This window comes from Pseudomonas sp. FP215 (assembly GCF_030687795.1).
GTDB classification, from domain to species: Bacteria; Pseudomonadota; Gammaproteobacteria; order Pseudomonadales; family Pseudomonadaceae; genus Aquipseudomonas; species Aquipseudomonas salmasensis.
Genome location: NZ_CP117447.1, coordinates 854274 through 875902, shown reverse-complemented (window position 1 = coordinate 875902; position 21629 = coordinate 854274). Strand labels below are relative to the sequence as shown.

At 58.4% G+C, this 21629-nt stretch carries 26 protein-coding genes and 1 tRNA gene; 19 read left to right on the top strand and 8 right to left on the bottom strand.

Annotated features, from left to right (window positions below; genetic code table 11):
- Positions 1 to 78: 78 nt before the first annotated feature.
- From murI to hemA, 5 genes are read right to left on the bottom strand one after another with little or no spacing between them, the layout of a single operon-like run.
- Entirely contained in the window at positions 79 to 873 is a 795-nt protein-coding gene (murI, locus tag PSH76_RS03785) for a glutamate racemase (protein WP_044271411.1), read from the bottom strand.
- Positions 866 to 1621, bottom strand: coding sequence for a molybdopterin-synthase adenylyltransferase MoeB (locus PSH76_RS03780; RefSeq protein ID WP_098949625.1), 756 nt, complete (start codon positions 1619 to 1621; stop codon positions 866 to 868). The genes murI and PSH76_RS03780 overlap by 8 nt, the downstream gene beginning before the upstream one ends.
- Positions 1615 to 2445 (bottom strand): peptide chain release factor N(5)-glutamine methyltransferase, encoded by an 831-nt coding sequence (gene prmC, locus PSH76_RS03775; RefSeq protein WP_138761258.1) that lies wholly within the window; start codon positions 2443 to 2445, stop codon positions 1615 to 1617. The genes PSH76_RS03780 and prmC overlap by 7 nt, the downstream gene beginning before the upstream one ends.
- The gene (gene prfA, locus PSH76_RS03770; RefSeq protein ID WP_044271404.1) at positions 2446 to 3528 is read right to left on the bottom strand and encodes a peptide chain release factor 1; all 1083 of its coding nucleotides are present in this window, start codon (positions 3526 to 3528) and stop codon (positions 2446 to 2448) included.
- Positions 3525 to 4814: a glutamyl-tRNA reductase gene (hemA, locus tag PSH76_RS03765; protein WP_003188356.1), complete on the bottom strand. Its 1290-nt coding sequence runs from the start codon at positions 4812 to 4814 to the stop codon at positions 3525 to 3527. The genes prfA and hemA overlap by 4 nt, the downstream gene beginning before the upstream one ends.
- A gap of 316 nt (positions 4815 to 5130) precedes the next feature.
- Between hemA and PSH76_RS03755 the strand changes: the two genes are divergently transcribed.
- From PSH76_RS03755 to PSH76_RS03665, 19 genes are all read left to right on the top strand, one after another.
- Positions 5131 to 6855, top strand: a complete 1725-nt coding sequence (locus tag PSH76_RS03755; protein WP_003188355.1) for a tetratricopeptide repeat protein — start codon at positions 5131 to 5133, stop codon at positions 6853 to 6855.
- A 4-nt stretch (positions 6856 to 6859) separates the two neighbouring features.
- On the top strand, positions 6860 to 7477 hold the full coding sequence (gene lolB, locus PSH76_RS03750; RefSeq protein WP_032893661.1) for a lipoprotein insertase outer membrane protein LolB: 618 nt from the start codon (positions 6860 to 6862) through the stop codon (positions 7475 to 7477).
- A 49-nt stretch (positions 7478 to 7526) separates the two neighbouring features.
- Positions 7527 to 8330 carry a 4-(cytidine 5'-diphospho)-2-C-methyl-D-erythritol kinase gene (ispE, locus tag PSH76_RS03745; protein WP_305494435.1) on the top strand — a complete coding sequence of 268 codons (804 nt, stop codon included), beginning with the start codon at positions 7527 to 7529 and terminating at the stop codon, positions 8328 to 8330.
- A 37-nt stretch (positions 8331 to 8367) separates the two neighbouring features.
- Positions 8368 to 8442, top strand: a tRNA-Gln gene (locus PSH76_RS03740).
- Between the two features lie 46 nt (positions 8443 to 8488).
- Positions 8489 to 9430 (top strand): ribose-phosphate pyrophosphokinase, encoded by a 942-nt coding sequence (locus tag PSH76_RS03735; RefSeq protein WP_003171603.1) that lies wholly within the window; start codon positions 8489 to 8491, stop codon positions 9428 to 9430.
- Positions 9431 to 9567: 137 nt separating this feature from the next.
- Positions 9568 to 10167: a 50S ribosomal protein L25/general stress protein Ctc gene (locus PSH76_RS03730; protein ID WP_003188351.1), complete on the top strand. Its 600-nt coding sequence runs from the start codon at positions 9568 to 9570 to the stop codon at positions 10165 to 10167.
- 167 nt (positions 10168 to 10334) lie between these two features.
- Complete coding sequence (gene pth / locus PSH76_RS03725) at positions 10335 to 10919, top strand: aminoacyl-tRNA hydrolase (RefSeq protein WP_003188350.1); 585 nt, start codon at positions 10335 to 10337, stop codon at positions 10917 to 10919.
- A gap of 21 nt (positions 10920 to 10940) precedes the next feature.
- Entirely contained in the window at positions 10941 to 12041 is a 1101-nt protein-coding gene (ychF, locus tag PSH76_RS03720; protein WP_032893664.1) for a redox-regulated ATPase YchF, read from the top strand.
- A 370-nt stretch (positions 12042 to 12411) separates the two neighbouring features.
- Positions 12412 to 13329, top strand: a complete 918-nt coding sequence (locus tag PSH76_RS03715) for a sigma 54-interacting transcriptional regulator (protein ID WP_032893665.1) — start codon at positions 12412 to 12414, stop codon at positions 13327 to 13329.
- Positions 13330 to 13514: 185 nt separating this feature from the next.
- Positions 13515 to 13691, top strand: a complete 177-nt coding sequence (locus tag PSH76_RS03710) for a hypothetical protein (protein ID WP_032893666.1) — start codon at positions 13515 to 13517, stop codon at positions 13689 to 13691.
- A gap of 51 nt (positions 13692 to 13742) precedes the next feature.
- Positions 13743 to 14105, top strand: coding sequence for a hypothetical protein (locus PSH76_RS03705; RefSeq protein WP_305493610.1), 363 nt, complete (start codon positions 13743 to 13745; stop codon positions 14103 to 14105).
- A gap of 6 nt (positions 14106 to 14111) precedes the next feature.
- A complete protein-coding gene (gene sctJ, locus PSH76_RS03700) occupies positions 14112 to 14897 on the top strand; it encodes a type III secretion system inner membrane ring lipoprotein SctJ (RefSeq protein ID WP_032893668.1) in 786 nt (261 codons plus the stop codon).
- The gene (locus PSH76_RS03695) at positions 14894 to 15436 is read left to right on the top strand and encodes a hypothetical protein (protein ID WP_084570972.1); all 543 of its coding nucleotides are present in this window, start codon (positions 14894 to 14896) and stop codon (positions 15434 to 15436) included. Before sctJ ends, PSH76_RS03695 begins: the two co-directional genes overlap by 4 nt.
- A 24-nt stretch (positions 15437 to 15460) precedes the next feature.
- Entirely contained in the window at positions 15461 to 16033 is a 573-nt protein-coding gene (sctL, locus tag PSH76_RS03690) for a type III secretion system stator protein SctL (RefSeq protein ID WP_032893670.1), read from the top strand.
- Between the two features lie 46 nt (positions 16034 to 16079).
- The gene (locus PSH76_RS03685; RefSeq protein ID WP_138761256.1) at positions 16080 to 16355 is read left to right on the top strand and encodes a hypothetical protein; all 276 of its coding nucleotides are present in this window, start codon (positions 16080 to 16082) and stop codon (positions 16353 to 16355) included.
- A gap of 1 nt (position 16356) precedes the next feature.
- On the top strand, positions 16357 to 16746 hold the full coding sequence (locus PSH76_RS03680; protein WP_138761255.1) for a type III secretion system chaperone: 390 nt from the start codon (positions 16357 to 16359) through the stop codon (positions 16744 to 16746).
- Between the two features lie 14 nt (positions 16747 to 16760).
- Positions 16761 to 18905, top strand: a complete 2145-nt coding sequence (sctC, locus tag PSH76_RS03675) for a type III secretion system outer membrane ring subunit SctC (protein WP_032893673.1) — start codon at positions 16761 to 16763, stop codon at positions 18903 to 18905.
- Positions 18902 to 19105, top strand: coding sequence for an HrpT family type III secretion system protein (gene hrpT, locus PSH76_RS03670; RefSeq protein ID WP_032893674.1), 204 nt, complete (start codon positions 18902 to 18904; stop codon positions 19103 to 19105). The genes sctC and hrpT overlap by 4 nt, the downstream gene beginning before the upstream one ends.
- The gene (locus PSH76_RS03665) at positions 19102 to 19467 is read left to right on the top strand and encodes a hypothetical protein (RefSeq protein ID WP_032893675.1); all 366 of its coding nucleotides are present in this window, start codon (positions 19102 to 19104) and stop codon (positions 19465 to 19467) included. Before hrpT ends, PSH76_RS03665 begins: the two co-directional genes overlap by 4 nt.
- Here the strand turns inward: PSH76_RS03665 and sctU are convergent, their stop codons facing one another.
- From sctU to sctS, 3 genes are read right to left on the bottom strand one after another with little or no spacing between them, the layout of a single operon-like run.
- Complete coding sequence (sctU, locus tag PSH76_RS03660; protein WP_305493609.1) at positions 19468 to 20565, bottom strand: type III secretion system export apparatus subunit SctU; 1098 nt, start codon at positions 20563 to 20565, stop codon at positions 19468 to 19470.
- Complete coding sequence (sctT, locus tag PSH76_RS03655) at positions 20562 to 21350, bottom strand: type III secretion system export apparatus subunit SctT (RefSeq protein WP_032893677.1); 789 nt, start codon at positions 21348 to 21350, stop codon at positions 20562 to 20564. The genes sctU and sctT overlap by 4 nt, the downstream gene beginning before the upstream one ends.
- Before the next feature lie 10 nt (positions 21351 to 21360).
- Positions 21361 to 21624 carry a type III secretion system export apparatus subunit SctS gene (gene sctS, locus PSH76_RS03650; protein ID WP_003188329.1) on the bottom strand — a complete coding sequence of 88 codons (264 nt, stop codon included), beginning with the start codon at positions 21622 to 21624 and terminating at the stop codon, positions 21361 to 21363.
- Positions 21625 to 21629 lie beyond the last annotated feature (5 nt).

Here is a 21629-nt window from a genome sequence, read left to right as displayed (position 1 = left end):
TGTGTACAGGCTAACGGGCTATAGAAGCCGACGCATAGCCAGAAGTTCAGCTTTTTTCAGTGTTATTTCACGAAATTTTCACGAGCCAAAGCTTCGCACAACTCCAGGATGCTTCCAAAGTGTCGGTAGGATATTTCTTAGGTGATACAGGTCGCCGCTGGTCCAGAACTGTGCAGGTTCAGGTTCGCCAGCGGCCAGCAGGTCGCGCTCACCGAGCAAGCGCTTGAGCTGACGCGCCACGGCGGCGCCGGTATCAATGAGGATGATGCTGGGGGGCAGCATCTGCGCCAGGAGTGGCTTGAGGAAAGGATAGTGAGTACAACCCAGGATGATGGTGTCGCAACCGGCGCTGAGCAGCGGCTCGATATAGCCTTGCAGCAGGGCGCTCAAGGCGGGGCTATTCAGGTCGCCGGCTTCAATCAACTCCACCAGGCCTGGGCACGGCTGGGTAATCACGCGCACATCGGTGGCGAAGCGATCGAGCAAGGCGGCGAACTTGGCGCTTTGCAGGGTGCCGGTGGTGGCAAGCACACCCACCACGCCGCTGCGCGTGGCAGCAGCAGCAGGTTTGACCGCAGGCTCCATGCCGACCAACGGCCAGTCGGGGTAGTCCTGGCGCAAATCGGCGACGGCGGCGACGGTTGCCGTGTTACAGGCAATCACGAACGCCTTGGCGCCACGCTCGCGGAAAAACTCAGCGACAGAGCGAGAACGCTCAAGAATGAACGCCGGGGTTTTCTCGCCATAGGGGATGTGCCCGCAGTCCGCCACGTACAGCAGCGACTCGTGGGGCAACAACTGCTGGATTTCTTCCAGCACCGTCAGGCCGCCGATGCCGGAATCGAACACACCAATAGGCGCGCCCTTAACCATGTTGTGTCCCGCAGACGCTGCAGCCTGGGTCGCGCTTGACGCGCAACTCGCGAAAACGCGTAGTCAGCGCATCGATCAACAACAAGCGCCCCACCAACGGCTCACCAAAACCGGCCAGCAGTTTCAACGCTTCCAGCGCTTGCAGGCTGCCAACCACCCCCACCAACGGCCCGACGACGCCGGCTTCGCTGCAGGTCAGTTCCGTGTCGCTGCCGTGCCCATACAAACAGTGGTAACAGGGGCTGTCGGCGCGACGGGGGTCGAATACCGACAATTGCCCCTCAAGGCGAATGGCCGCGCCACTGATCAACGGTTTGCCAGCGGTTACGCAGGCCGCGTTGACCGCCTCGCGGGTAGAGAAGTTGTCGCTGCAATCGAGCACCAGGTCCACTGCGTTGACCGCAGCGGCCAGCGAGTCGGCATCCAGCGCGGCGCGATGGGCGACCAGGGTGACTTCAGGGTTGATCGCCTTCAGGCGCCCCATGGCCGACTCGACCTTGGTCTGCCCCACGCTGTTAGTGTCATGGATGATCTGGCGTTGCAGGTTGGTCAAATCGACCGTATCGAAATCCGCCAAGTGCAATTCGCCCACCCCAGCAGCGGCCAGGTAGAGCGCCACCGGAGCGCCCAGGCCACCCAGGCCGACGATCAACGCGCGGCTCTGCTTCAGGCGTAATTGGCCGTCGATGTCCACATGCTGCAACAGAATCTGCCGGCTATAGCGCAACAGCTCCTGGTCGGTCAGCACGGGCGGCGCCCCAAGGTGATGCGTTCGTGACCGCCGAGGTCGATGCGGCTGTGTACGCCGTCAAAGCCCTGGTTCAGCAACAAGTCGCGCACGGCCTGGGCCTGGTCGTAACCGTGTTCGAGCAACAGCCAGCCGCCGTCGTTCAGGTGAGCAGGAGACTCTGCAATGATCAGGCGCAAATCGTCCAGGCCATCGTGCCCCGCCACCAGCGCACTGGCCGGTTCGAAGCGCACATCACCGGCCACCAGGTGCGGGTCATTGTCGGCAATGTAGGGCGGGTTGCTGATGATCAGATCGAAGCGGTGGCCTTGCAAGGCGCTGAACCAATGGCTGCTCAGCACCGTGGCGTTATGAAGGTGCAGGCGTTGGCGATTGCGCTCGGCCAGGGCCACGGCCTCCAGCACGCGGTCGACCGCCGTGACCTGCCAGGCCGGGCGTTCACTGGCCAAGGCCAAGGCGATGGCGCCGCTGCCGGTGCCCAGGTCCAGGACCTGGGCGGGCGTGGCGGGCAGCAATTCCAGGGCAGCCTCCACCAGCAGCTCGGTTTCCGGGCGCGGGATCAGCGTGTGCGGAGCCACTTCCAGGTCGAGTTTCCAGAAACCTTGCTGGCCGAGGATATACGCCACCGGCTCGCCGCTGCGGCGGCGCTGCAGGTAGCTGGCAAAGGTCAGGGCGTCTTCGCTGCTGACGATTTTTTCCGGCCAGGTATGCAGGTAGCTGCGCGATTTGCCCAGGGCAGCGGCCAGCAGCAACTCCACGTCCAGGCGCGCTGTCGGCGAGTCGGGCAGGTCAGCGGCGCGCAGCAGGCTGGCAATGATGGTCATTTAGTCACCTATCGCCGCCAGTTGATCGGCCTGGTATTCGGCGAGCAACGGCTCGATCACCGCATCCACGCCACCGGCAAGGATTTCGTCGAGGGAGTACAGGGTGAGGTTGACCCGATGGTCGGTAACCCGGCCCTGGGCAAAATTGTAGGTGCGGATACGCTCGGAGCGGTCGCCGGAGCCCACCAGCAGCTTGCGTTCGCTGGCAATCGCGTTGGCCGCGGCGCTGGTCTGCTGGTCGTTCAACTTGGCCGATAACCAGGACATGGCCCGCGCACGGTTCTTGTGCTGGGAACGTTCTTCCTGGCACTCCACCACAATGCCCGACGGCAAGTGAGTGATACGGATCGCCGAGTCGGTCTTGTTAACGTGCTGGCCACCCGCGCCGGATGAGCGGTAGGTGTCGACGCGCAAGTCCGCCGGGTTGATCTCGATGGCTTCCTGTTCGTCCGGCTCAGGCAACACGGCGACGGTACATGCCGAGGTGTGGATACGGCCTTGGGACTCGGTGGCCGGCACACGCTGCACGCGGTGCGCACCGGATTCGAACTTCAGCTTGCCGTAGACGTTGTCGCCTTCAACCCGGGCGATGACTTCTTTATAGCCGCCATGCTCGCCCTCGTTCTCGGAGAGGATCTCCACGCGCCAGCCGCGACGCTCGGCATAGCGCGAATACATGCGGAACAGGTCGCCGGAAAAAATCGCCGCCTCGTCGCCACCGGTACCGGCGCGGATTTCGAGGAACACGTTGCGCCCGTCGTTAGGGTCCTTGGGCAGCAACATGCGTTGCAAGTCACCCTCAAGCTCAGCGAGCTTTTCCTTGGCTTCGCGGACTTCTTCCACGGCCATTTCGCGCATGTCCGGGTCGTTGTCCTTGAGCAGGGCCTGGGCGCCTTCAAGATCGGCCTGAACTTTCAGCAGGTTTTTATAGGTGGCCACAATGGGCTCAACTTCGGCGTATTCCTTGGAATAGGCACGGAATTTGGTTTGATCGGAAATGACCTCGCCATCGCCGAGCAAGGCGGTCAGTTCTTCGAAACGGTCCTGGAGCACGTCCAGTTTATTGAGCAGTGACGCTTTCATTGCGGTTTTTTATCCGAAGAGCTGTCTGACGCGCCCTCACCGAGGGCAAAGAGTTCCTGGGCCATGGCCAGCGCATCGAGGCGGCCTTCGGCGGTAAGCTTTTTCAACTGGACGCTAGGGGCGTGAAGCAGTTTGTTGGTCAGGCCACGGGCCAATTGCATCAGCACCTCTTCGGCGCCGCTGCCGTTAGCCAGCATGCGCTGGGCCTTGAGCAACTCTTCATCACGCAGGCGTTCGCCCTGCTGACGATACGCCTTGAGCACATCCACTGCCGCCAGTTCACGCAGGCGCACCATGAAATCTTCGGCGCCGGTGCTGACCATTTCCTCGGCGGCCTGGGCGGCACCCTGGCGGCTCTTGAGGTTTTCGGCAACGACTTCATGCAGATCATCGACGCTGTAGAGGTAAACGTCGTCTAACTCGCCGACTTCGGGCTCGATATCCCGGGGAACGGCGATATCTACCATGAAGATCGGCTTGTGCTTGCGCAGCTTCAATGCGCTTTCGACCGCACCCTTGCCAAGAATCGGCAACTGGCTGGCGGTGGAGCTGATGACGATATCACTGCGTACCAGCTCAGCGGGAATGTCCGATAGCAGCACCGCATGGGCGCCGAACTGCTCGGCCAGAATGCTGGCGCGCTCCAGGGTGCGGTTGGCGACCACAATACGCTTCACACCAAGGTCGTGCAGGTGACGGGCCACCAGGGTGATGGTTTCCCCGGCGCCGATCAGCAGGGCCTGGCTGCGCTGCAAGTCGCTGAAGATCTGCTTGGCCAGGCTCACGGCGGCAAAGGCCACGGACACCGGGTTTTCGCCGATGGCCGTGTCGGTGCGCACTTGCTTGGCGGAATTGAAGGTGGCCTGGAACAGGCGGCCCAGCAACGGGCCGACGGTGCCGGCCTCACGGGCCACGGCGTAAGCGGACTTCATCTGGCCGAGGATCTGCGGTTCGCCCAATACCAGCGAGTCGAGACCGGCCGCCACGCGCATCATGTGACGAACTGCCGCATCCTCTTCATGCACATAAGCGCTGGCGCGCAGGTCATCGAGGCTCAAATGGTGATAATCGGCCAGCCAGCGCAGCACGACATCGGCTGAAAGATGTTCCTGCTCTATATAGAGCTCGCTGCGATTGCAGGTCGAAAGGATCGCAGCTTCGCGGCTGTCGGTGAGCCGGCAGAGCTGCTGCAGGGCCTCAACCAACTGCTCTGGCGTAAACGCCACGCGCTCGCGCACGTCTACGGAGGCAGTCTTGTGGTTAATACCGAGTGCGAGGAAGGCCATTCAATATCGCTGATGATGTCGGGAAGCCGACAATTGTCCTACTTCGAAAGATCCAGAACAACCACCGTCGTCTATTGTCCCTATACCTTATGCCTATCAATGCGCTTTTGTAGGAGCGAGCTTGCTCGCGAAAAACCTGAGAGCGCCGCTGAGCGCCAGGCTTCCCGCGTTATCGTTGACGATTTTCGCGAGCAAGCTCGCTCCTACAAAGGAAAGGCAAAAGGCAGCAATAGTCGTATTCCGAGTGCCCCGGTTATGTTTGGCCGAAGGCTTGTGTCATGATGATCCGACCGCAGGTTAGTCGTCCTCTTCCTATATGAATAGATCTTCCGCGTTGCTCCTCGCTTTTGTCTTCCTCAGCGGCTGCCAGGCCATGGCCCCCGTGTCGCCGGACGCTACGTCGCCGGTGGAAGACAGCACTCCCGCCCCTGAAAAGCCCAAGGTTTATTCCTCGTTCAGTGAAGAAACGATCTACAGCCTGCTGACCGCTGAACTGGCAGGCCAGCGCAATCGCTTCGATATTGCGCTGGATAATTACGTGACCCAGGCCATCAACACCCAGGACCCGGGGATTTCCGAGCGAGCGTTTCGCATCGCCGAATACTTGGGCGCCGACCAGGCAGCGCTGGACACCTCGCTGATCTGGGCCAAAAACGCCCCGGATGACCTGGAAGCCCAGCGCGCCGCAGCCGTGCAACTGGCACGTGCCGGGCGCTACGACGACTCCATGGTCTATATGGAGAAGGTTTTGCAGGGCAAGGGCGACACGCATTTTGACTTTCTTGCGCTATCGGCCGCCGACACCGACCAGGACACGCGCAACGGGCTGATGAAGAGTTTCGATCGGCTGCTGCAAAAGCACCCGAAGAACAGCCAGTTGATTTTCGGCAAGGCCCTGCTGCTGCAACAGGACGATGAAGCCGACGCCGCGCTCAAGCTGCTGGAACAGAACCCGCCGGAAGAAGGCGAAATTGCGCCGATCCTGTTGCGCGCACGCCTGCTGCAAAGCCTGAACCGCGGCAAGGAAGCGATTCCGCTGCTGGAAAAAAGTATCAAGAAATACCCCGGCGACAAGCGCCTGCTCCTAACCTATGCACGCATGCTGGTTGAACAGGACCGTATGGAAGACGCCAAAGTGCAGTTCGCCAACCTGGTCCAGCAATACCCGGACGACGACGAACTGCGTTACTCACTGGCATTGGTGTGCCTGGAAGCCAAGGCCTGGGACGAGGCCAAGGGCTACCTGCAAGAGCTGATCGAACGTGACAGCCACGTGGACTCGGCGCACCTGAACCTGGGCCGCATCGCTGAAGAGCGCAACGACCCACAGGCTGCCCTGCTTGAATATGCCCAGGTCGGGCCCGGCAATGACTACCTGCCCGCGCAGTTGCGCCAGGCCGATATCCTGATGAGCAATGGCCGCACCGACGAAGCGGAAAAACGCCTGGCCGCGGCCCGCGATGCTGAGCCGGACTACGCCATCCAGCTGTACCTGATCCAGGCCGAGACCTTATCGGCCAACAAGCAGGGCGAACGCGCGTGGAAACTGCTGCAACAAGCGTTGCTGCAATACCCCGACGATTTGAACCTGCTGTACACCCGCGCCATGCAGGCGGAAAAACGCAATGACCTGGCACAGCTGGAAAAAGACCTGCGCCTGATCATCAAGCGTGACCCGGACAACGCCATGGCCCTTAACGCCCTGGGCTACACCTTGTCCGACCGCACCACGCGCTACGCCGAAGCCAAGGTGCTGATCGAACAGGCTCATGCGCTCAACCCGGAAGACCCGGCCGTGCTCGACAGCCTGGGCTGGGTAAATTACCGCCTGGGCAACCTCGACGAGGCCGAACGCTTGCTGCGCCAGGCACTGGAGCGTTTCCCGGACCAGGAAGTCGCCGCGCACCTAGGCGAAGTGCTCTGGGCCAATGGCAAGCAACGCGAAGCCCGACAAATCTGGGAAAAATTCCTCAAGGAACAACCCGACAGCCCCATCCTGCGCAGCACCATCAAGCGCCTGACCGGATCCGAGACCCTTTAAATTTATGTTCTTGCGCCACGTTATTGTTTTCAGCTTCATCGCCCTGCTCGCCGGTTGCGCGGGTATCGGCAGCCGTGAATCCGTTGAAGGCCAGGGCAACCCGGCCCAATGGAAACAACACAAGGACCAGCTCAGCAGCATCGATGGCTGGCAGATCGAGGGCAAGGTCGGGGTACGTGCGCCGAAAGACTCTGGCAGCGGCACCCTGTTCTGGCTGCAGCGCCAGGACTACTACGACATTCGCCTCTCGGGCCCCCTCGGTCGTGGCGCAGCCCGCCTGACTGGCCGACCAGGGCAAGTCAGCCTGGAAGTGGCCAACCAGGGCCGCTACGAGGCAACCTCCCCGGAAGAACTGCTGGAGCAGCAGATTGGCTGGAAGTTGCCCGTCTCGCATCTGGTCTGGTGGGTGCGCGGCTTGCCGGCGCCTGACAGCAAGAGCCGTCTGAGCCTCAATGGCGACAGCCGCCTCGCTACCCTCGAGCAGGATGGCTGGCAGGTCGAATATTTGAGCTATGTGGAACAAAGCGGCTACTGGCTTCCAGAACGCATCAAGCTGCATGGCACCGACCTGGATGTCACGCTGGTGATCAAGGACTGGCAACCGCGCAAACTGGGGCAATAACGTGTCCGCACAAAAATTGACCCTGCCCTCCCCGGCCAAGCTCAACCTGATGCTGCATATCCTTGGTCGTCGTGAAGATGGCTACCACGAGTTGCAGACGCTGTTTCAATTTCTCGACTACGGCGATGAGCTGACCTTTGCCGTACGTGACGATGGCGTGATCCAGCTGCACACCGAATTCGACGGTGTGCCCCACGACAGCAATCTGATTGTGCGGGCGGCAAAAAAAATTCAGGAACACTCTGGCTGCACACTCGGCATCGATATCTGGATCGACAAAATCCTGCCCATGGGCGGGGGTATCGGTGGCGGCAGCTCAAATGCCGCGACTACTTTGTTAGGCCTCAATCACTTATGGCAACTGGGCTGGGACCACGACCGCCTTGCTGCGCTGGGCCTTACGCTGGGCGCCGACGTCCCGGTTTTCGTGCGGGGGCACGCCGCATTTGCTGAAGGCGTTGGGGAGAAACTCACCCCTGTAGAGCCCGAAGAACCTTGGTATGTCGTGCTGGTGCCGCAAGTATCTGTAAGTACAGCAGAAATTTTTTCAGATCCGTTGTTGACACGTAACTCTTCTCCCATTAAAGTGCGCCCCGTTCCCAAGGGAAACAGTCGAAATGACTGCTTACCGGTTGTAGCAATGCGTTATCCAGAGGTACGTAACGCTTTGAATTTGTTAGGTAAATTTACCGAAGCAAAATTAACCGGAACTGGAAGTTGTGTGTTTGGGGGCTTCCCAAGCAAAGCTGAAGCTGATAAAGTCTCGGCCCTTCTTACAGAGACCCTTACAGGGTTTGTAGCAAAGGGAAGCAACGTTTCGATGTTGCATCGCAAGCTGCAAAGTCTGCTCTAAAAGGAACCGAGTGTTAGGCACTCGTTGCAACAGATACAGGGGCGTCGCCAAGCGGTAAGGCAGCAGGTTTTGATCCTGCCATGCGTTGGTTCGAATCCAGCCGCCCCTGCCATTTTCTAATACTCATCCAGGTTACCCTCAGCCTCTAGGTACTGCGCGTGTCCAAGATGATGGTCTTTACGGGGAATGCCAACCCCGATCTGGCTCGACGTGTCGTACGTCAGCTGCATATCCCTCTCGGTGACATCTCTGTCGGTAAATTCTCCGACGGCGAAATTACAGCCGAGATCAATGAAAATGTCCGCGGTAAAGACGTCTTCATTATTCAGCCGACCTGCGCTCCGACCAACGATAACCTGATGGAACTCGTCGTGATGGCTGATGCCTTCCGCCGCTCCTCAGCGACTCGAATCACAGCTGTAATCCCTTACTTTGGTTATGCCCGTCAGGATCGCCGTCCGCGCTCCGCACGTGTAGCTATCAGCGCGAAAGTCGTTGCTGACATGCTGACCGTGGTAGGTATCGACCGTGTGCTCACGGTTGACCTGCACGCTGACCAAATCCAGGGGTTCTTCGATATTCCGGTAGATAACATCTACGGCTCCCCCGTTCTGGTGGATGACATCGAAGACCAGCGCTTTGAAAACCTGATGATCGTGTCCCCGGACATTGGTGGCGTCGTGCGTGCACGGGCTGTTGCCAAATCCCTGGGCGTGGACCTCGGGATCATCGACAAACGCCGTGAGAAAGCCAATCACTCTGAAGTGATGCATATCATCGGTGATGTCGAAGGGCGTACCTGTATTCTGGTTGATGACATGGTCGACACCGCCGGCACCCTGTGCCACGCGGCGAAAGCCTTGAAAGAGCACGGTGCAGCAAAAGTCTTCGCCTACTGCACACACCCTGTGCTGTCGGGCCGAGCGATCGAGAACATCGAGAACTCCGTGCTGGACGAACTGGTGGTGACCAACACCATCCCGTTGTCCGCCGCAGCTCAAGCCTGTGCACGTATCCGCCAACTGGATATTGCACCGGTCGTTGCCGAAGCGGTTCGCCGCATCAGCAATGAAGAATCGATCAGCGCGATGTTCCGTTAAGGGTCAAACCAACGGATCACCTCACTGACGAAAAGCGCCCCGCCCCAGCATTCCGCTGGGGCGGGGCTTTTTTGCCCATATCGAGTTCGGCGCTGGTCGCAAACGCCCCTCGATGATGGCTATTTTGGAGATACAACATGAACGAATTTACTCTGAACGCCCAAGCGCGTACTGACCTGGGGAAAGGTGCGAGCCGCCGCCTGCGTCACGCCGCCAACATTCCAGCCGTTGTCTACGGTGGTAACAAGCCTGCTGAATCCGTGACCATCCTGGCCAAGGAAATCGCCAAGCTGTTCGAAAACGAAGCTGCCTACAGCCACGTTATCGAGCTGAACGTCGACGGCGCCAAGCAGAACGTCATCGTTAAAGCGATGCAGCGTCACCCTTCCAAGCAGTTCATCATGCACGCTGACTTCGTTCGCGTTGTAGCTGGGCAGAAACTGACCGCCATCGTGCCTGTGCACTTTGTGGGTGAAGAAGCTCCGGTCAAGAAAGGCGGCGAGATCTCTCACGTCCTGAACGAAATCGAAGTGACCTGCCTGCCGAAAGACCTGCCTGAGTTCATCGAAGTCGACCTGTCGGCTCTGGAAATCGGCGCCATCGTTCACCTGTCCGACCTCAAGGCTCCTAAAGGCGTTGAGTTTGTCGCACTGGCTCACGGTGATGACAAAGCTGTTGCCAACGTTCACGCTCCACGCGTTGCTCCAGAAGAAGCTGAAGAAGGCGCTGCAGAGTAATTCACTCTGTATTGCCGGAGCTTGAGGAAACATCGCGGACCGAAACGTAGCGAGAAAGCGGGCGATAACGCGGCGTTTACTCTTGAGTAAATGATGTAGTGTCGTCCACTTTCGCCGCACACGGGTACGGCGATGTTATCCACAACTCCAAAGGAAGGGCCCCTGTCGTGACTGCCATTAAACTGATCGTTGGCCTGGGAAATCCAGGCGCCGAATACGAACAGACCCGGCATAACGCGGGGGCCCTTTTTGTTGAGCGTATCGCCCACGCCCAAGGCATCAATCTGGTGGCCGATCGCAAATATTTTGGCCTGACCGGGCGCTTCTCGCACCAGGGTCAGGATGTTCGTCTACTGATTCCCACCACCTACATGAACCGCAGCGGCCAGGCTGTCGCGGCGCTTGCGGGCTTCTTCCGGATCAAACCCGAAGAAATCCTGGTGGCCCATGACGAACTGGACCTGCCACCCGGCGTAGCCAAGCTCAAGCTCGGCGGCGGGCATGGTGGGCACAATGGCCTGCGCGACATCATCGCGCAGTTGGGCAATCAGAATAATTTTTACCGTCTGCGGCTCGGCATTGGCCACCCAGGCGTTGCCAGTATGGTTTCAAATTTCGTCCTGGGTCGTGCGCCACGCGCCGAACAGGAAAAACTCGATGCCAGCATCGATTTTGCCCTCGGCGTGCTGCCGGATATCTTCGCCGGTGAATGGAACCGTGCGATGAAAAACCTGCACAGCCAGAAGGCCTGACTCTTACCGAGGGGAAACACCATGGGATTCAATTGCGGCATCGTCGGCCTGCCCAACGTCGGCAAATCCACCCTGTTCAACGCCCTGACCAAGTCCGGTATTGCGGCGGAGAACTTCCCCTTCTGCACCATCGAACCCAACAGCGGCATTGTGCCGATGCCGGACCCGCGTCTTGACGCGCTGTCGGCCATCGTCAATCCCAAGCGTATCCTGCCGACCACCATGGAGTTCGTCGACATCGCGGGCCTCGTCGCCGGCGCCTCGAAAGGTGAAGGCCTGGGCAACAAGTTCCTGGCCAACATCCGCGAAACCGATGCCATCGCCCACGTGGTCCGTTGCTTTGAAGACGAGAACGTGATTCACGTCTCCAACAGCGTCGACCCGAAACGCGACATCGAGATCATCGACCTGGAACTGATTTTCGCCGACCTCGACAGCTGCGAGAAGCAACTGCAGAAAGTCGCGCGTAACGCCAAGGGCGGCGACAAGGATGCAGTGGTCCAAAAGGGCTTGCTGGAGCAACTGATCGCGCACTTCACCGAAGGCAAGCCAGCGCGCAGCCTGATGAAGAACATGGGCGCAGACGAGAAGGCCGTGATCAAGGGCTTCCACCTGCTGACCACCAAGCCTGTGATGTACATCGCCAACGTTGCCGAAGACGGCTTCGAGAACAACCCGCTGCTCGACGTGGTCAAGGCCATTGCCGACGAAGAAGGCGCCATCGTTGTTCCGGTGTGCAACAAGATCGAAGCGGAAATCGCCGAGCTCGATGACGGCGAAGAAAAGGACATGTTCCTCGAGGCGCTGGGCCTGGAAGAGCCTGGCCTGAACCGCGTGATCCGCGCCGGCTACGAAATGCTCAACCTGCAGACCTACTTCACCGCCGGCGTCGAAGAAGTCCGCGCCTGGACCGTCAAGGTGGGTGCCACTGCGCCACAGGCCGCCGGCGTGATCCACACCGACTTCGAAAAAGGCTTCATCCGTGCCGAAGTGATCGCCTACAACGACTTCATCCAGTTCAAAGGTGAAGCCGGTGCCAAGGAAGCCGGTAAATGGCGCCTGGAAGGCAAGGACTACATTGTTAAAGATGGCGATGTGATGCACTTCCGCTTTAACGTATAAGCGTTAGCTGAACACCCTGCCCGATACAAGAAACCGACGCATTGCGTCGGTTTTTTGTTGCCTCCTATTTCTATCTACCGCTCAACTAAAGGCCCTCTACATAGAAACCTTAATCATCCAGATCCGGCGATCCATTTGAACGATGAATCCCTCAACTCTTAAGTCTTCTCCTACACTAAACGCTCAATAACCAACACTAAAGCACTTGAATAATACAGCGCACTGACATAGTTAATATTTCACACATTCTCCTGCAGCATTTTCATACTCACAGCCACGATGACTTTTTTGATTATTTGCGTTCTACTGGCCGTACGCCAACAGCGTTCTATCAACAGTGAAGTGATAGCGATAGTGGAGTACCCGGACTATGTCAGCCTCTTACAAAATAACAAATGAGACATACCTCCCCTCTGTTGAAGCCTTGGACATCGAGCGTACGCTCAAGAGTACTGCGGCGCTCGATATCGACATTCTATTATTAGGAGAGACGGGGACGGGCAAGGATACCTTGGCCCAACGGATCCATCGTTTATCGGGGCGACGAGGTCATTTTGTCGCCGTGAACTGCGCCGCCATCCCGGAAAGCCTCGCAGAGAGCCAACTGTTCGGCGTCAACAGCGGCGCCTATACCGGAGCAGTGCAATCACGTGCGGGTTTTATCGAAGCCGCTCACCTGGGTACCTTGTATCTGGATGAAATCGACAGTATGCCGCTCTCCATGCAAGCCAAACTGCTACGGGTACTGGAATCAAGGGGTGTGGAACGGCTGGGCTCAACCCGGTTTATCCCGGTAGACATGCGAGTCATCGCCTCTGCGCAGCAATCCCTGCATGAGATGGTCGAGCAGGGAAGGTTCAGGCGCGACCTGTATTTCCGCCTTAACGTCGTAAATATCAATCTGCCTCCGCTGCGCAATCGCCGTGACCGAATCGTCCCGTTGTTCCTGAATATGATTCAAGAGGAAGCCGAGCACTATAAGTGTCTCGCCCCAAACCTGTGCAGCGAGTTGGTGCAACAGTTGCTGTGCCACCCATGGCTGGGAAATGTGCGTGAGCTGCGCTCCACTGCCAAACGTTTCGTGCTGGGTCTGGCGCCGTTATCAAGCTCCCCCTCGAACGTTACAAACGAGCCAATCAACCTGAAAGAACGCCTGCAACAAATCGAGAAAGCTCTGATTGAAGAGTCGTTGCGTCGTCATACCTACTGTGTGGACGAGGTGGCTGTAGAGTTGGGGATGGCGAAGAGAACGCTTTACTATCGAATGAAACAACTAGACATACAGTAACCCGCTGCGCAGGCCACAGGCACCGAAGAAATCCCCAGATACACCCTTCAAGTAAAAGCTGGAACCATATTCGCCCCAGAACCACACAAGGATGAGCCTGATATATTTAGTGCCTATTGGAAGCAACAATATTGCAACTACATATCAAGACTCAAACACCATTTCTTAGATATTGGAGTATCACTATGAGTGTTTCTGGCATTAACCCGCAAACCTATCAAGTCCCTGTCCAAAGCTCCGGCGGCGGCGAAAACGAAGACCTTAAAGCAGAAAGGAAAGCAGCGGTTCGCGAATCCCTGAAGGAAAGTATTGAAGCCTTCAAGATCTCTGAGAAGAAAAAGAACATCGACGCGATGCGCTAAATAGCATTACCGCCCTTTGTCACCAAAGGGCGGTTTCCCCAGGAGGTCTATATGCAGATAAAAGAAGTCGATGTATTACACGAATATCAAAACGGCCTCACAGCTCGCAGGCCCCCTACCCAACCTACACACCACGGCGAAGACGTGAGCTTTTTCAGCTCGTTATTGGAACCGTCGATGCATCGGGCTACCGCCACGTCATCATCGAATGCCCTGACCGACGCTTTGCAGCATCTGGACAAGGCAAGAAGTGGCATGAGTCGAGGCCTGAAAGACTTCAACAATGAGTTCAAAGAGAAAAATCGGCTTAACTATGCCTCCCATCTTTCAGACTCCGTACTGCTGACCCAAACCCTGGTGAAGTGCGTCGGCAAGGGCGCGCAATGCCTAGAAAAAGTCAGCAACCTGCAGTAGGAAAAAATGATTCGTTTTCTATCCATCGGATTAGTTTTCTCGCTGACGCTGATACTGGGCGGCTGCGGCGAAAGTGTCGAACTGCATCGCCAACTCTCCGAGCAGGATGCCAATGAGGTCATCGCAGAACTGGCTGACAAACACATACGCGCACAAAAAGTGCCTGCCAAGGACGGCGTCGTGGTGCGTGTCAATGCAGCCGATATCAGCCGCGCCGTTCGCACACTGGAAGCGGTCGGATTGCCGAAGGTCGCCCGTGCCACACTGGGCGACACCTTCCGCAAGGAGGGCGTCATCTCTACCCCACTGGAAGAGCGTGCCCGGTATATCTATGCACTGTCCCAGGAGTTGGAGGCGACACTGTCAAACATCGATGGCGTCATCGTCGCCCGCGTGCACGTGGTGTTGCCCGAACGCGTGGCTCCCGGTGAGCCCGTCCAACCCGCCTCCGCCTCGGTGTTCATCAAGCATGACCCGCGACTGGAGCCCGACAGCATCCGGGCGCGCGTACGCAGGATGGTATCCAGTAGTATTCCCGGCATGACCACTGCATTGGATAACGCGCAGAAGCTCACGGTGGTTTTTGTGCCGGCAGCGGCTTACCAAGAGCAACAGCGCCTGAGCTATTTCGGTCCGTTCCTGGTTCCCGAGGAAGACATCGGTTTTTGGCGTACCACTGTCAGCTTGTTGGTTATCGGCGCGATACTGACGCTCGTCGCTGCGCTGTTCTGGCGCATACGAGGCCAACGATCAAGGCAGGATCCTGTCAGCCCCAGCGCATCTACCGAATGAGTGATCATCTGGCCTGGGCCCAATGGTGGGCCAGTCCGTGGCGGTTTTCGCACCCGGATGCGACCAGCGCCCAGGCCTACCACGCATTACCCGCCCTGTGTCGCAGCCAACCCGCACTGGCGTGTGCAGCGTTGGGCATCGAACCGTGCCTACCTCCCCCTCCCTGTGCAACGGTGCTTGGTTTGGCCCTGGCTTCACGAGAGCAGTTCGATCTGGCGATAGCGCTACTGGAGCTTACGTGCCATCCCAACGTCGACAGCCCCTTGTACGATGAACACCGCAAGTGGTGTGAGCGCCTTGCAAAGGCCCTGCACCCTGACGCCCTGTTGCAGCCGGAGAATGATCCACTGCAATTGCTGAGGGCGTGGGTTGAGCCTGCTGTCTGGCAACGTCTTCGGCTGCGCTTGCCCCCTGACCGGGTGCAGGCGCTTGAAACCACTCACCTGCCACTCGACGACGCGCATGGCCGGCTCAATACGCTGTGGCAGGCGATTGTCTGGCGTATCGAAGCAACGGGCAGCGAAACAAATCGTCGTTAACTGCAACACGCCAGAGCATTGTCTATGTTGACCCTACGCAAAATCGAATTGCACAACGGCGCTTGCGGGCAGCCAAAAGTATTGATTACCCGGGAGATGCTCGCCGATTGCGTTCAGTCCGCGCAGTTGCTGGGTAGCGCACAGACCCAAGCTGAAGAGTTGCTGCGCCAGGCGGCTGAGCATCGCGAAGAAATGCTCGAGCAGGCCCGCCTCGACTTCTGGTCACGTGCCCACGCGCAACTCAGCGCGTGGGAGCGCCAACGCCAGACGATGTGTGACAGCCTCGAACACTACGCAACATCCATTGCCAACCGAGCCTTCCACTGCCTGTTGGAAGAAGTGCCTCCCCCAAAGCGTCTTTCGGCATTGGTCAAACAGTTGGTAGCGACGCAAATTCCACCTATCAAGGCAACCTTGGTTTGCCACCCGCACGAGCATGAGCAGATAGCCCAAGCCTTGGCCCGGTTGGGCTCTACACCCTGGAAGCTTCGCCCCGATGACCAGATCAAACCTCAATCACTGCTACTGGAAACAGATGAAGGCGATTTTCGTATCGACTGGGCCTCGATGCGAGAAATATTGTTTACAGGCGAGTAGGACATAGCGGTAGAGGCAGGCGATATCTTTAAAAAGATGTCTGCCGATGGAACTGGTGGCAAACAACCCGCCACACAGTTCAGACACATCTGGAGTAAAAATCATGGACTTTCACGGAAACCTGAAAAACCATCTATTGAAGCAAGTTCAGGCTGATATCAAGCGAGTGAATACAGCCTATAAAGATCCGGTTGCGCTCGATGCAGATATCGAATATTTCAGCGACCTTGTGAAGCAACAGAAGCTCTCTCTTATCGCGTTCAACGAACACACGCGCTCCAGGCATACGTTGCTCAAAACAGCGCTGGACGGCGTGCAATAAGTTGCAAGCACTCCTTGCCGATTGGCTGAATGGCCACGAAGGGCAGCTGACTTTGTTTGAGAACGACGACGAAATCATCTTTCAACGCGTTTCGAACAGACTGCTGGTAAAGGTTCAGTTGACCAAAGCGGACGAAGACAAAGCCCAGCTGCGCACCTGGATGCGTCTGGGAGGCCCCAGCCTGAGCTATTTTCACGGCGCAGTGGCATTGGCGCCGACCACCGGTGCGCTTTGGCTTATTCAATGTGTGGAGAGGGGGCACGGCGAGCAGCTGGCGAAGTGTCTCGAATCCCTTCTCAACCAACGCGACACCTGGCGCGCCATTGTCGCGCGCCAGGCGCGGCCTGTACGCACATTCATACCCACGTCGCTGCGCTCGATATCGCACTAATCAGAGACTTTCCCATGCCTGACAAAAACGACAAGCACAAACGCTTGCGCCCTCACGTACCTGCTTCGACCCACCGCGCCGCCTGGTGTTGGCTCATCATGCTGCCTGGGTGGCTGCTGCCACTGGATAGCGCGCTGGCCGCAATTCCTCCCGAATGGAAAAACACAGCCTACGCTTATGAAGCCCAGCACAAACCGGTGCGCGAAGTGCTGGAAGATTTTGCCCAGACATTTGGTACTCAGCTCCAGGTCGAGGGCCTGCTCGAAGGTAACGTCAACGGCAAGATACGCGCGAATACGCCACAGTCATTGCTCGACCGGTTGGGGGTCGAACACCGTTTCCAATGGTACATGTACAACAACACCCTTTATATCAGCACCCTGGACCAGCAAGAGTCCGCACGCCTGGAAGTCTCTTCCGAGACCATCGCAGACCTCAAGCAAGCGCTGACCGATATAGGCTTGCTCGACAGTCGTTTCGGCTGGGGCGAGTTGCCGGAAGACGGTGTTGTGCTGGTCTCCGGCCCGAAAGTTTATATCGAACAAATCAAGCGTTTCAGCAGCCAGCGCCGTTCCGCGGATGAAAAACAGAGCGTGTTGAGCTACCCACTGAAATTCGCCAGCGCGGCGGACCGCCAAATGGAATACCGCAACGAAAAAATCACCATCCCCGGTGTAGCCACCATGCTACGAGGGCTTCTGGAACCGCGCTCAACCTCAACCTCGACCTCTTCGGCACAGGCTCAACGCTCCATCACCCAGCCCGCGTTCATTACGCCCGTGGTTCCACGCTTGAGCAACCCGTTGCTGGGGCAAATGCTCGGCTCCACCGCGACAACCGGGCTGAACGGCTCTACCGATACAGGCATGTCAATCACCCCACGTGCCCCGGTCAGCCCAGCCCGTATCCGCGTCGAAGCCGACTTGCGCAATAACGCCATCCTGATTTATGACGTGCCGGAACGGCAGGCGATGTATCGCGAACTGATCACTCAACTCGACGTGGCACGCAAACTGGTGGAAATCGATGCAATCATCCTCGACATCGAGCGCACGCAACTGCGCGAATTCGGGGTGAGATGGGGCTTTCAGAACAGTCGCTTCAGTGGCGCATCCAACCTGATTTCCGGCAACGCTCAACTGACAATTGAAAACCGTGGTCGTTTCGACGCGGAGATACGCGCGCTGGAAGCCAAGGGCCTGGCAACCATGGTATCCAATCCGTCAGTGCTGACACTGGAAAACCAGCCGGCGGTGATTGATTTCAACCGAACCCAATACCTGACCAGCGGTCGGCAAAACGCTACGATTCTGCCGATCACCGTGGGCACCGGCTTCCAGGTCGTGCCGCGCGTCATCACGAGCCGTGGCGGTCATCAGATCCAGCTGTTGGTAGATATCGAGGACGGTAACTTCGAAGATGCCAACCCTACTCCCGGCAGCTTCGATGTACGCCGAGGCAAAGTCAGCACCCAGGCCATCATGGCCGAAAAACGCTCGCTCGTGATCGGCGGTTTCCACGTCACCGAAAGCATCGACAAGCACAGCAAGGTGCCCCTGCTGGGTGATATTCCTCTATTGGGCAAGGCGTTGTTTTCCTCGACTGAACGACAGAACAATCGGCGCGAACGTCTGTTTATCCTCACGCCACGCGTCATCGGCGACCAGGCCGACCCGTCACGTTACCTGCCCCAGGCAGACCAGGCCCAATTGCAGGCCGCTCTCACCCCCCTGGTCAGGCGCTATGACCCTCACCAGCCGGAGATCAAGCGCAGTGACATTATCAGTACCCTGGCGCATCTGGTCGCAGGGCAAGTGCCCAAAGCGTTCAAGGTAGCGCCGATGCCCCTGGGGTTGAACACCTTGTGCAGCACCCGCAACTTGCTGGCGCTGAACACCGAGCGCAGCCAATGGTACGCCGGCCCGCAGTACAACGTAGCCGTGGTGGTGCTGCGCAATCAGTTCAACCGCAATGTGCGTATCGACGAAAAGGAATGCAGTACGTCGCAAACCCTGGCCGTGAGTGTCTGGCCGCGCGCCTGGCTCAAGCCTGGCGAGGAAGCAGAAGTGTTTATCGCCATGCGTCCGGTGGTCAAGGATGAACACGTCAGCGTGCCCCGTCCCTCCCTGATCACTCCAACCCAAAAGGCCAAGCCATGAAACATCGCTTGCTGTACGTCACCCTGATCGGCGCGGCGCTGCTTGTCGCCGGCTGTACGCCCACCTGCAAGGGCGACTCCTGCTCACGTCCGCAATCGACCCAGGACAAGCTGGTGATCTGGTGGCCTCCACAAATGCGCGTCGAACCCGGCCCTGCCGGGGAGCGCGCGGACTATCAGACAGTGTCGCTGGAACGATGAGCGCCCAAGGAACCCCGGCCGATGAACGCCAGGTATTCCTCGACAGCCTGGTGGGCGGCTCTGCCGCTCACCTGACACTTGGCCCGGGGGTAACGGCCAGCAGCCTGCAAGCCGGACCCCGTCAGGGCCTGGCCCTGCACGTGGCTCGCGAGGCACTGCAAGCTTCACAATTGCAGAACGTGCTGGAGCGGCGTTTCGAGCAAGCCGTGGCATTCGATGGCTGCTTTATCTACGTTGATGCACAGGACGCTCTGGTGATCTGGCATGCACTGCCCCCACAGCGCAACCTGCTCAACAGGCTCCTCAGCCGAATGTTGTCGTTGGCCAACCTTGAAACCCTGGATGCGCGTACCCGGCGCTGATCAACGCAGATCAAGCTCCGGCAATTCCAGGGTTTCACGCTTGGCCTCATCATCAAGCTCGCGCAGGGTGCGGTAGATCAATGCCACGGCCTGCAGGGTTTCACGAGGAATGGTCGCCCCCAGCTTGTTCGGGTACAGCGTACGGGCCAACCACACGCACTGGATCACCGGTACATCGGCCGCTTTGGCGCGAGCGATCAACGCACGGGCGTCATCATCAGTCCCTTTGCTCACCAGCAGGGGCAGCGGCGTTTCACCGGGGCGGTAATACAAGGCCACGGCAAAGTGCGTCGGGTTGACCACCAGCATATCGGACTCCTCCAGCTTGGGCAGCTTGACCTTCGGCTCCTCCTGGGCCAATTGCTGTGCCAGGGCGCGGCGCTGGCCCTTCACGTGGGGATCGCCCTCCATGTCCTTGTACTCTTTCACGACCTCGACCTGGGTCATGCGCATGCGCTTGGCAAAGAAGTACTTCTGCATCGCCAGGTCGATAAGCGCCAGCACCAGCAATAACCCAAGACAGGCATGCAGCAGATAGCGAAACAGGGCGATCAATCCCAGGATGTAGCTTTGCAGATCGCTGCTGGCCATATTGATCAACACCCCCAGGGAAGGCCAGATCACCACGTACAGGATCAGGCCCAGCAGTGTTGCCTTGACGATGCTCATCAACAGGTTCATTACCGACTGGACAGAGAACATTTGCTTGAGTTGGCTGAGCGGGTTCAGACGATTGAAGTCCAGCTTCAAGGAGTCCGGTGCGAACAGAATCCCGAACTGCATCCAGCTGCTGACCAGCTTGGTGATAATCGCCACCGCGGCCATCAGCAGGGCGAAGGAGAAAAACACCATCAAGCCTTCGACCGTCACTTCTTCCAGCGCCTGCGGGAAAGGCAAGGACAGGCGCGAGATCGGCAGCAGCATCAACTGCTGGAAACGTTGCAAGCTGCTCTCGGCGGTGAACAAGGCGATTTCGCTGATGGCTGTCAGCACCAGTAGCTTACCCACATCCTGGCTTTGGGCGACTTGGCCTTTCTTACGCTGATCGCGCAGCTTCTTGGCTGACGCGGGGTGCTTCTTTTCCCCCGAATCACTCATGACAGCGAGACCTCGAAAAACACGCCCAGGGAGTGCTTGAGGTCTTTAAGCAAGCCCATGCGTCCGACGATCAGGTCCTGCAGCAACGCAAAATACAACAACAGCACTCCGATACCCGCCAGGCTCTTGAGGGGCGGCGCCAACGTACTCACTTGCAATTGCTGACTGTAGACCCCCAGCAGGGCAATGCCGAACTCCAGCAACAGCAGCACTGCAATAAAGGGCGCGGCGTAGAGCATCATGTGCGTGAAGGTATCGCCCAGCAGGCCGACAAATACATCGAAGCCATCGGCAGCGGGCAGCGGGAACCACACCGTCGGTGGCCAGAGCAGATAGCTGTCCCAGATCACCTGCGTCAACGCCCCAAGGCCCATGCTGGTCATCAGCAGAAAAATCGCCAATTGCTTGAACAAGTGCCCGGCTGGCGTCGCGTCTGGCCCAAGCGAGGGGTTGAGCTGCCCACCGGCCAAGGCGCCCCGCTGGTTGTCCAGCAACGCCCCAACCGACTCGAACAGCCAGAACGGCATGGACAGCAACACGCCCAGCAATAATCCCAGAGCCAACTCTTTGAAGACCAGCCCACCGAGCATCAGCGCCGAGTATTCCTGGCCCGCCAGCATGACGTGAATGGCAGGTGCAGGCAGCAGTGCCATGACCATCACAATGGTGTGCCGCAGCATGCCGCGTATATGTTGAAAACAGAATGCCGCCACGAGGAAGGCACAGGGGTAGATACGCGCCATGGCGACCAGCAGGCTGGGCAAATACTCAAGATATAGCAGCACAGGCAAGACCTCAGTGCAGGGCCGAGCGACCGATCATGTCAAAGGTCACGTTCATCAACTGGATCAACTCCACACCGATCCAGCGGCCGGTCATGATCAGGGTGATCCCCACTGCCACCAGCTTGATACCAAAGGGTAACGTCTGGTCCTGTACCTGCATCAGCGCCTGCACCAGGGAGGTCATGACCCCCACCACCACCGCCACAATCAGCGGCGGCGCCGTCAGCATCACTACCAGCAACATGCCCTGCTTGAATAATACGATGGGTTCCATAGGCC

Excerpts from the sequence above, each read along its gene's own strand:
- PSH76_RS03665 (WP_032893675.1), top strand. The coding sequence starts at position 19,102 with ATGAGCGCCCAAGGAACCCCGGCCGATGAACGCCAGGTATTCCTCGAC.
- prfA (WP_044271404.1), bottom strand. The coding sequence starts at position 3,528 with ATGAAAGCGTCACTGCTCAATAAACTGGACGTGCTCCAGGACCGTTTC.
- sctS (WP_003188329.1), bottom strand. The coding sequence starts at position 21,624 with ATGGAACCCATCGTATTATTCAAGCAGGGCATGTTGCTGGTAGTGATG.
- lolB (WP_032893661.1), top strand. The coding sequence starts at position 6,860 with ATGTTCTTGCGCCACGTTATTGTTTTCAGCTTCATCGCCCTGCTCGCC.
- PSH76_RS03710 (WP_032893666.1), top strand. The coding sequence starts at position 13,515 with ATGAGTGTTTCTGGCATTAACCCGCAAACCTATCAAGTCCCTGTCCAA.
- hrpT (WP_032893674.1), top strand. The coding sequence starts at position 18,902 with ATGAAACATCGCTTGCTGTACGTCACCCTGATCGGCGCGGCGCTGCTT.
- PSH76_RS03755 (WP_003188355.1), top strand. The coding sequence starts at position 5,131 with ATGAATAGATCTTCCGCGTTGCTCCTCGCTTTTGTCTTCCTCAGCGGC.
- ychF (WP_032893664.1), top strand. The coding sequence starts at position 10,941 with ATGGGATTCAATTGCGGCATCGTCGGCCTGCCCAACGTCGGCAAATCC.
- PSH76_RS03695 (WP_084570972.1), top strand. The coding sequence starts at position 14,894 with ATGAGTGATCATCTGGCCTGGGCCCAATGGTGGGCCAGTCCGTGGCGG.
- PSH76_RS03715 (WP_032893665.1), top strand. The coding sequence starts at position 12,412 with ATGTCAGCCTCTTACAAAATAACAAATGAGACATACCTCCCCTCTGTT.
- PSH76_RS03685 (WP_138761256.1), top strand. The coding sequence starts at position 16,080 with ATGGAACTGGTGGCAAACAACCCGCCACACAGTTCAGACACATCTGGA.
- sctJ (WP_032893668.1), top strand. The coding sequence starts at position 14,112 with ATGATTCGTTTTCTATCCATCGGATTAGTTTTCTCGCTGACGCTGATA.
- PSH76_RS03705 (WP_305493610.1), top strand. The coding sequence starts at position 13,743 with ATGCAGATAAAAGAAGTCGATGTATTACACGAATATCAAAACGGCCTC.
- sctC (WP_032893673.1), top strand. The coding sequence starts at position 16,761 with ATGCCTGACAAAAACGACAAGCACAAACGCTTGCGCCCTCACGTACCT.
- prmC (WP_138761258.1), bottom strand. The coding sequence starts at position 2,445 with ATGACCATCATTGCCAGCCTGCTGCGCGCCGCTGACCTGCCCGACTCG.
- hemA (WP_003188356.1), bottom strand. The coding sequence starts at position 4,814 with ATGGCCTTCCTCGCACTCGGTATTAACCACAAGACTGCCTCCGTAGAC.
- ispE (WP_305494435.1), top strand. The coding sequence starts at position 7,527 with ATGCTGCATATCCTTGGTCGTCGTGAAGATGGCTACCACGAGTTGCAG.
- PSH76_RS03730 (WP_003188351.1), top strand. The coding sequence starts at position 9,568 with ATGAACGAATTTACTCTGAACGCCCAAGCGCGTACTGACCTGGGGAAA.
- sctL (WP_032893670.1), top strand. The coding sequence starts at position 15,461 with ATGTTGACCCTACGCAAAATCGAATTGCACAACGGCGCTTGCGGGCAG.
- murI (WP_044271411.1), bottom strand. The coding sequence starts at position 873 with ATGGTTAAGGGCGCGCCTATTGGTGTGTTCGATTCCGGCATCGGCGGC.
- sctU (WP_305493609.1), bottom strand. The coding sequence starts at position 20,565 with ATGAGTGATTCGGGGGAAAAGAAGCACCCCGCGTCAGCCAAGAAGCTG.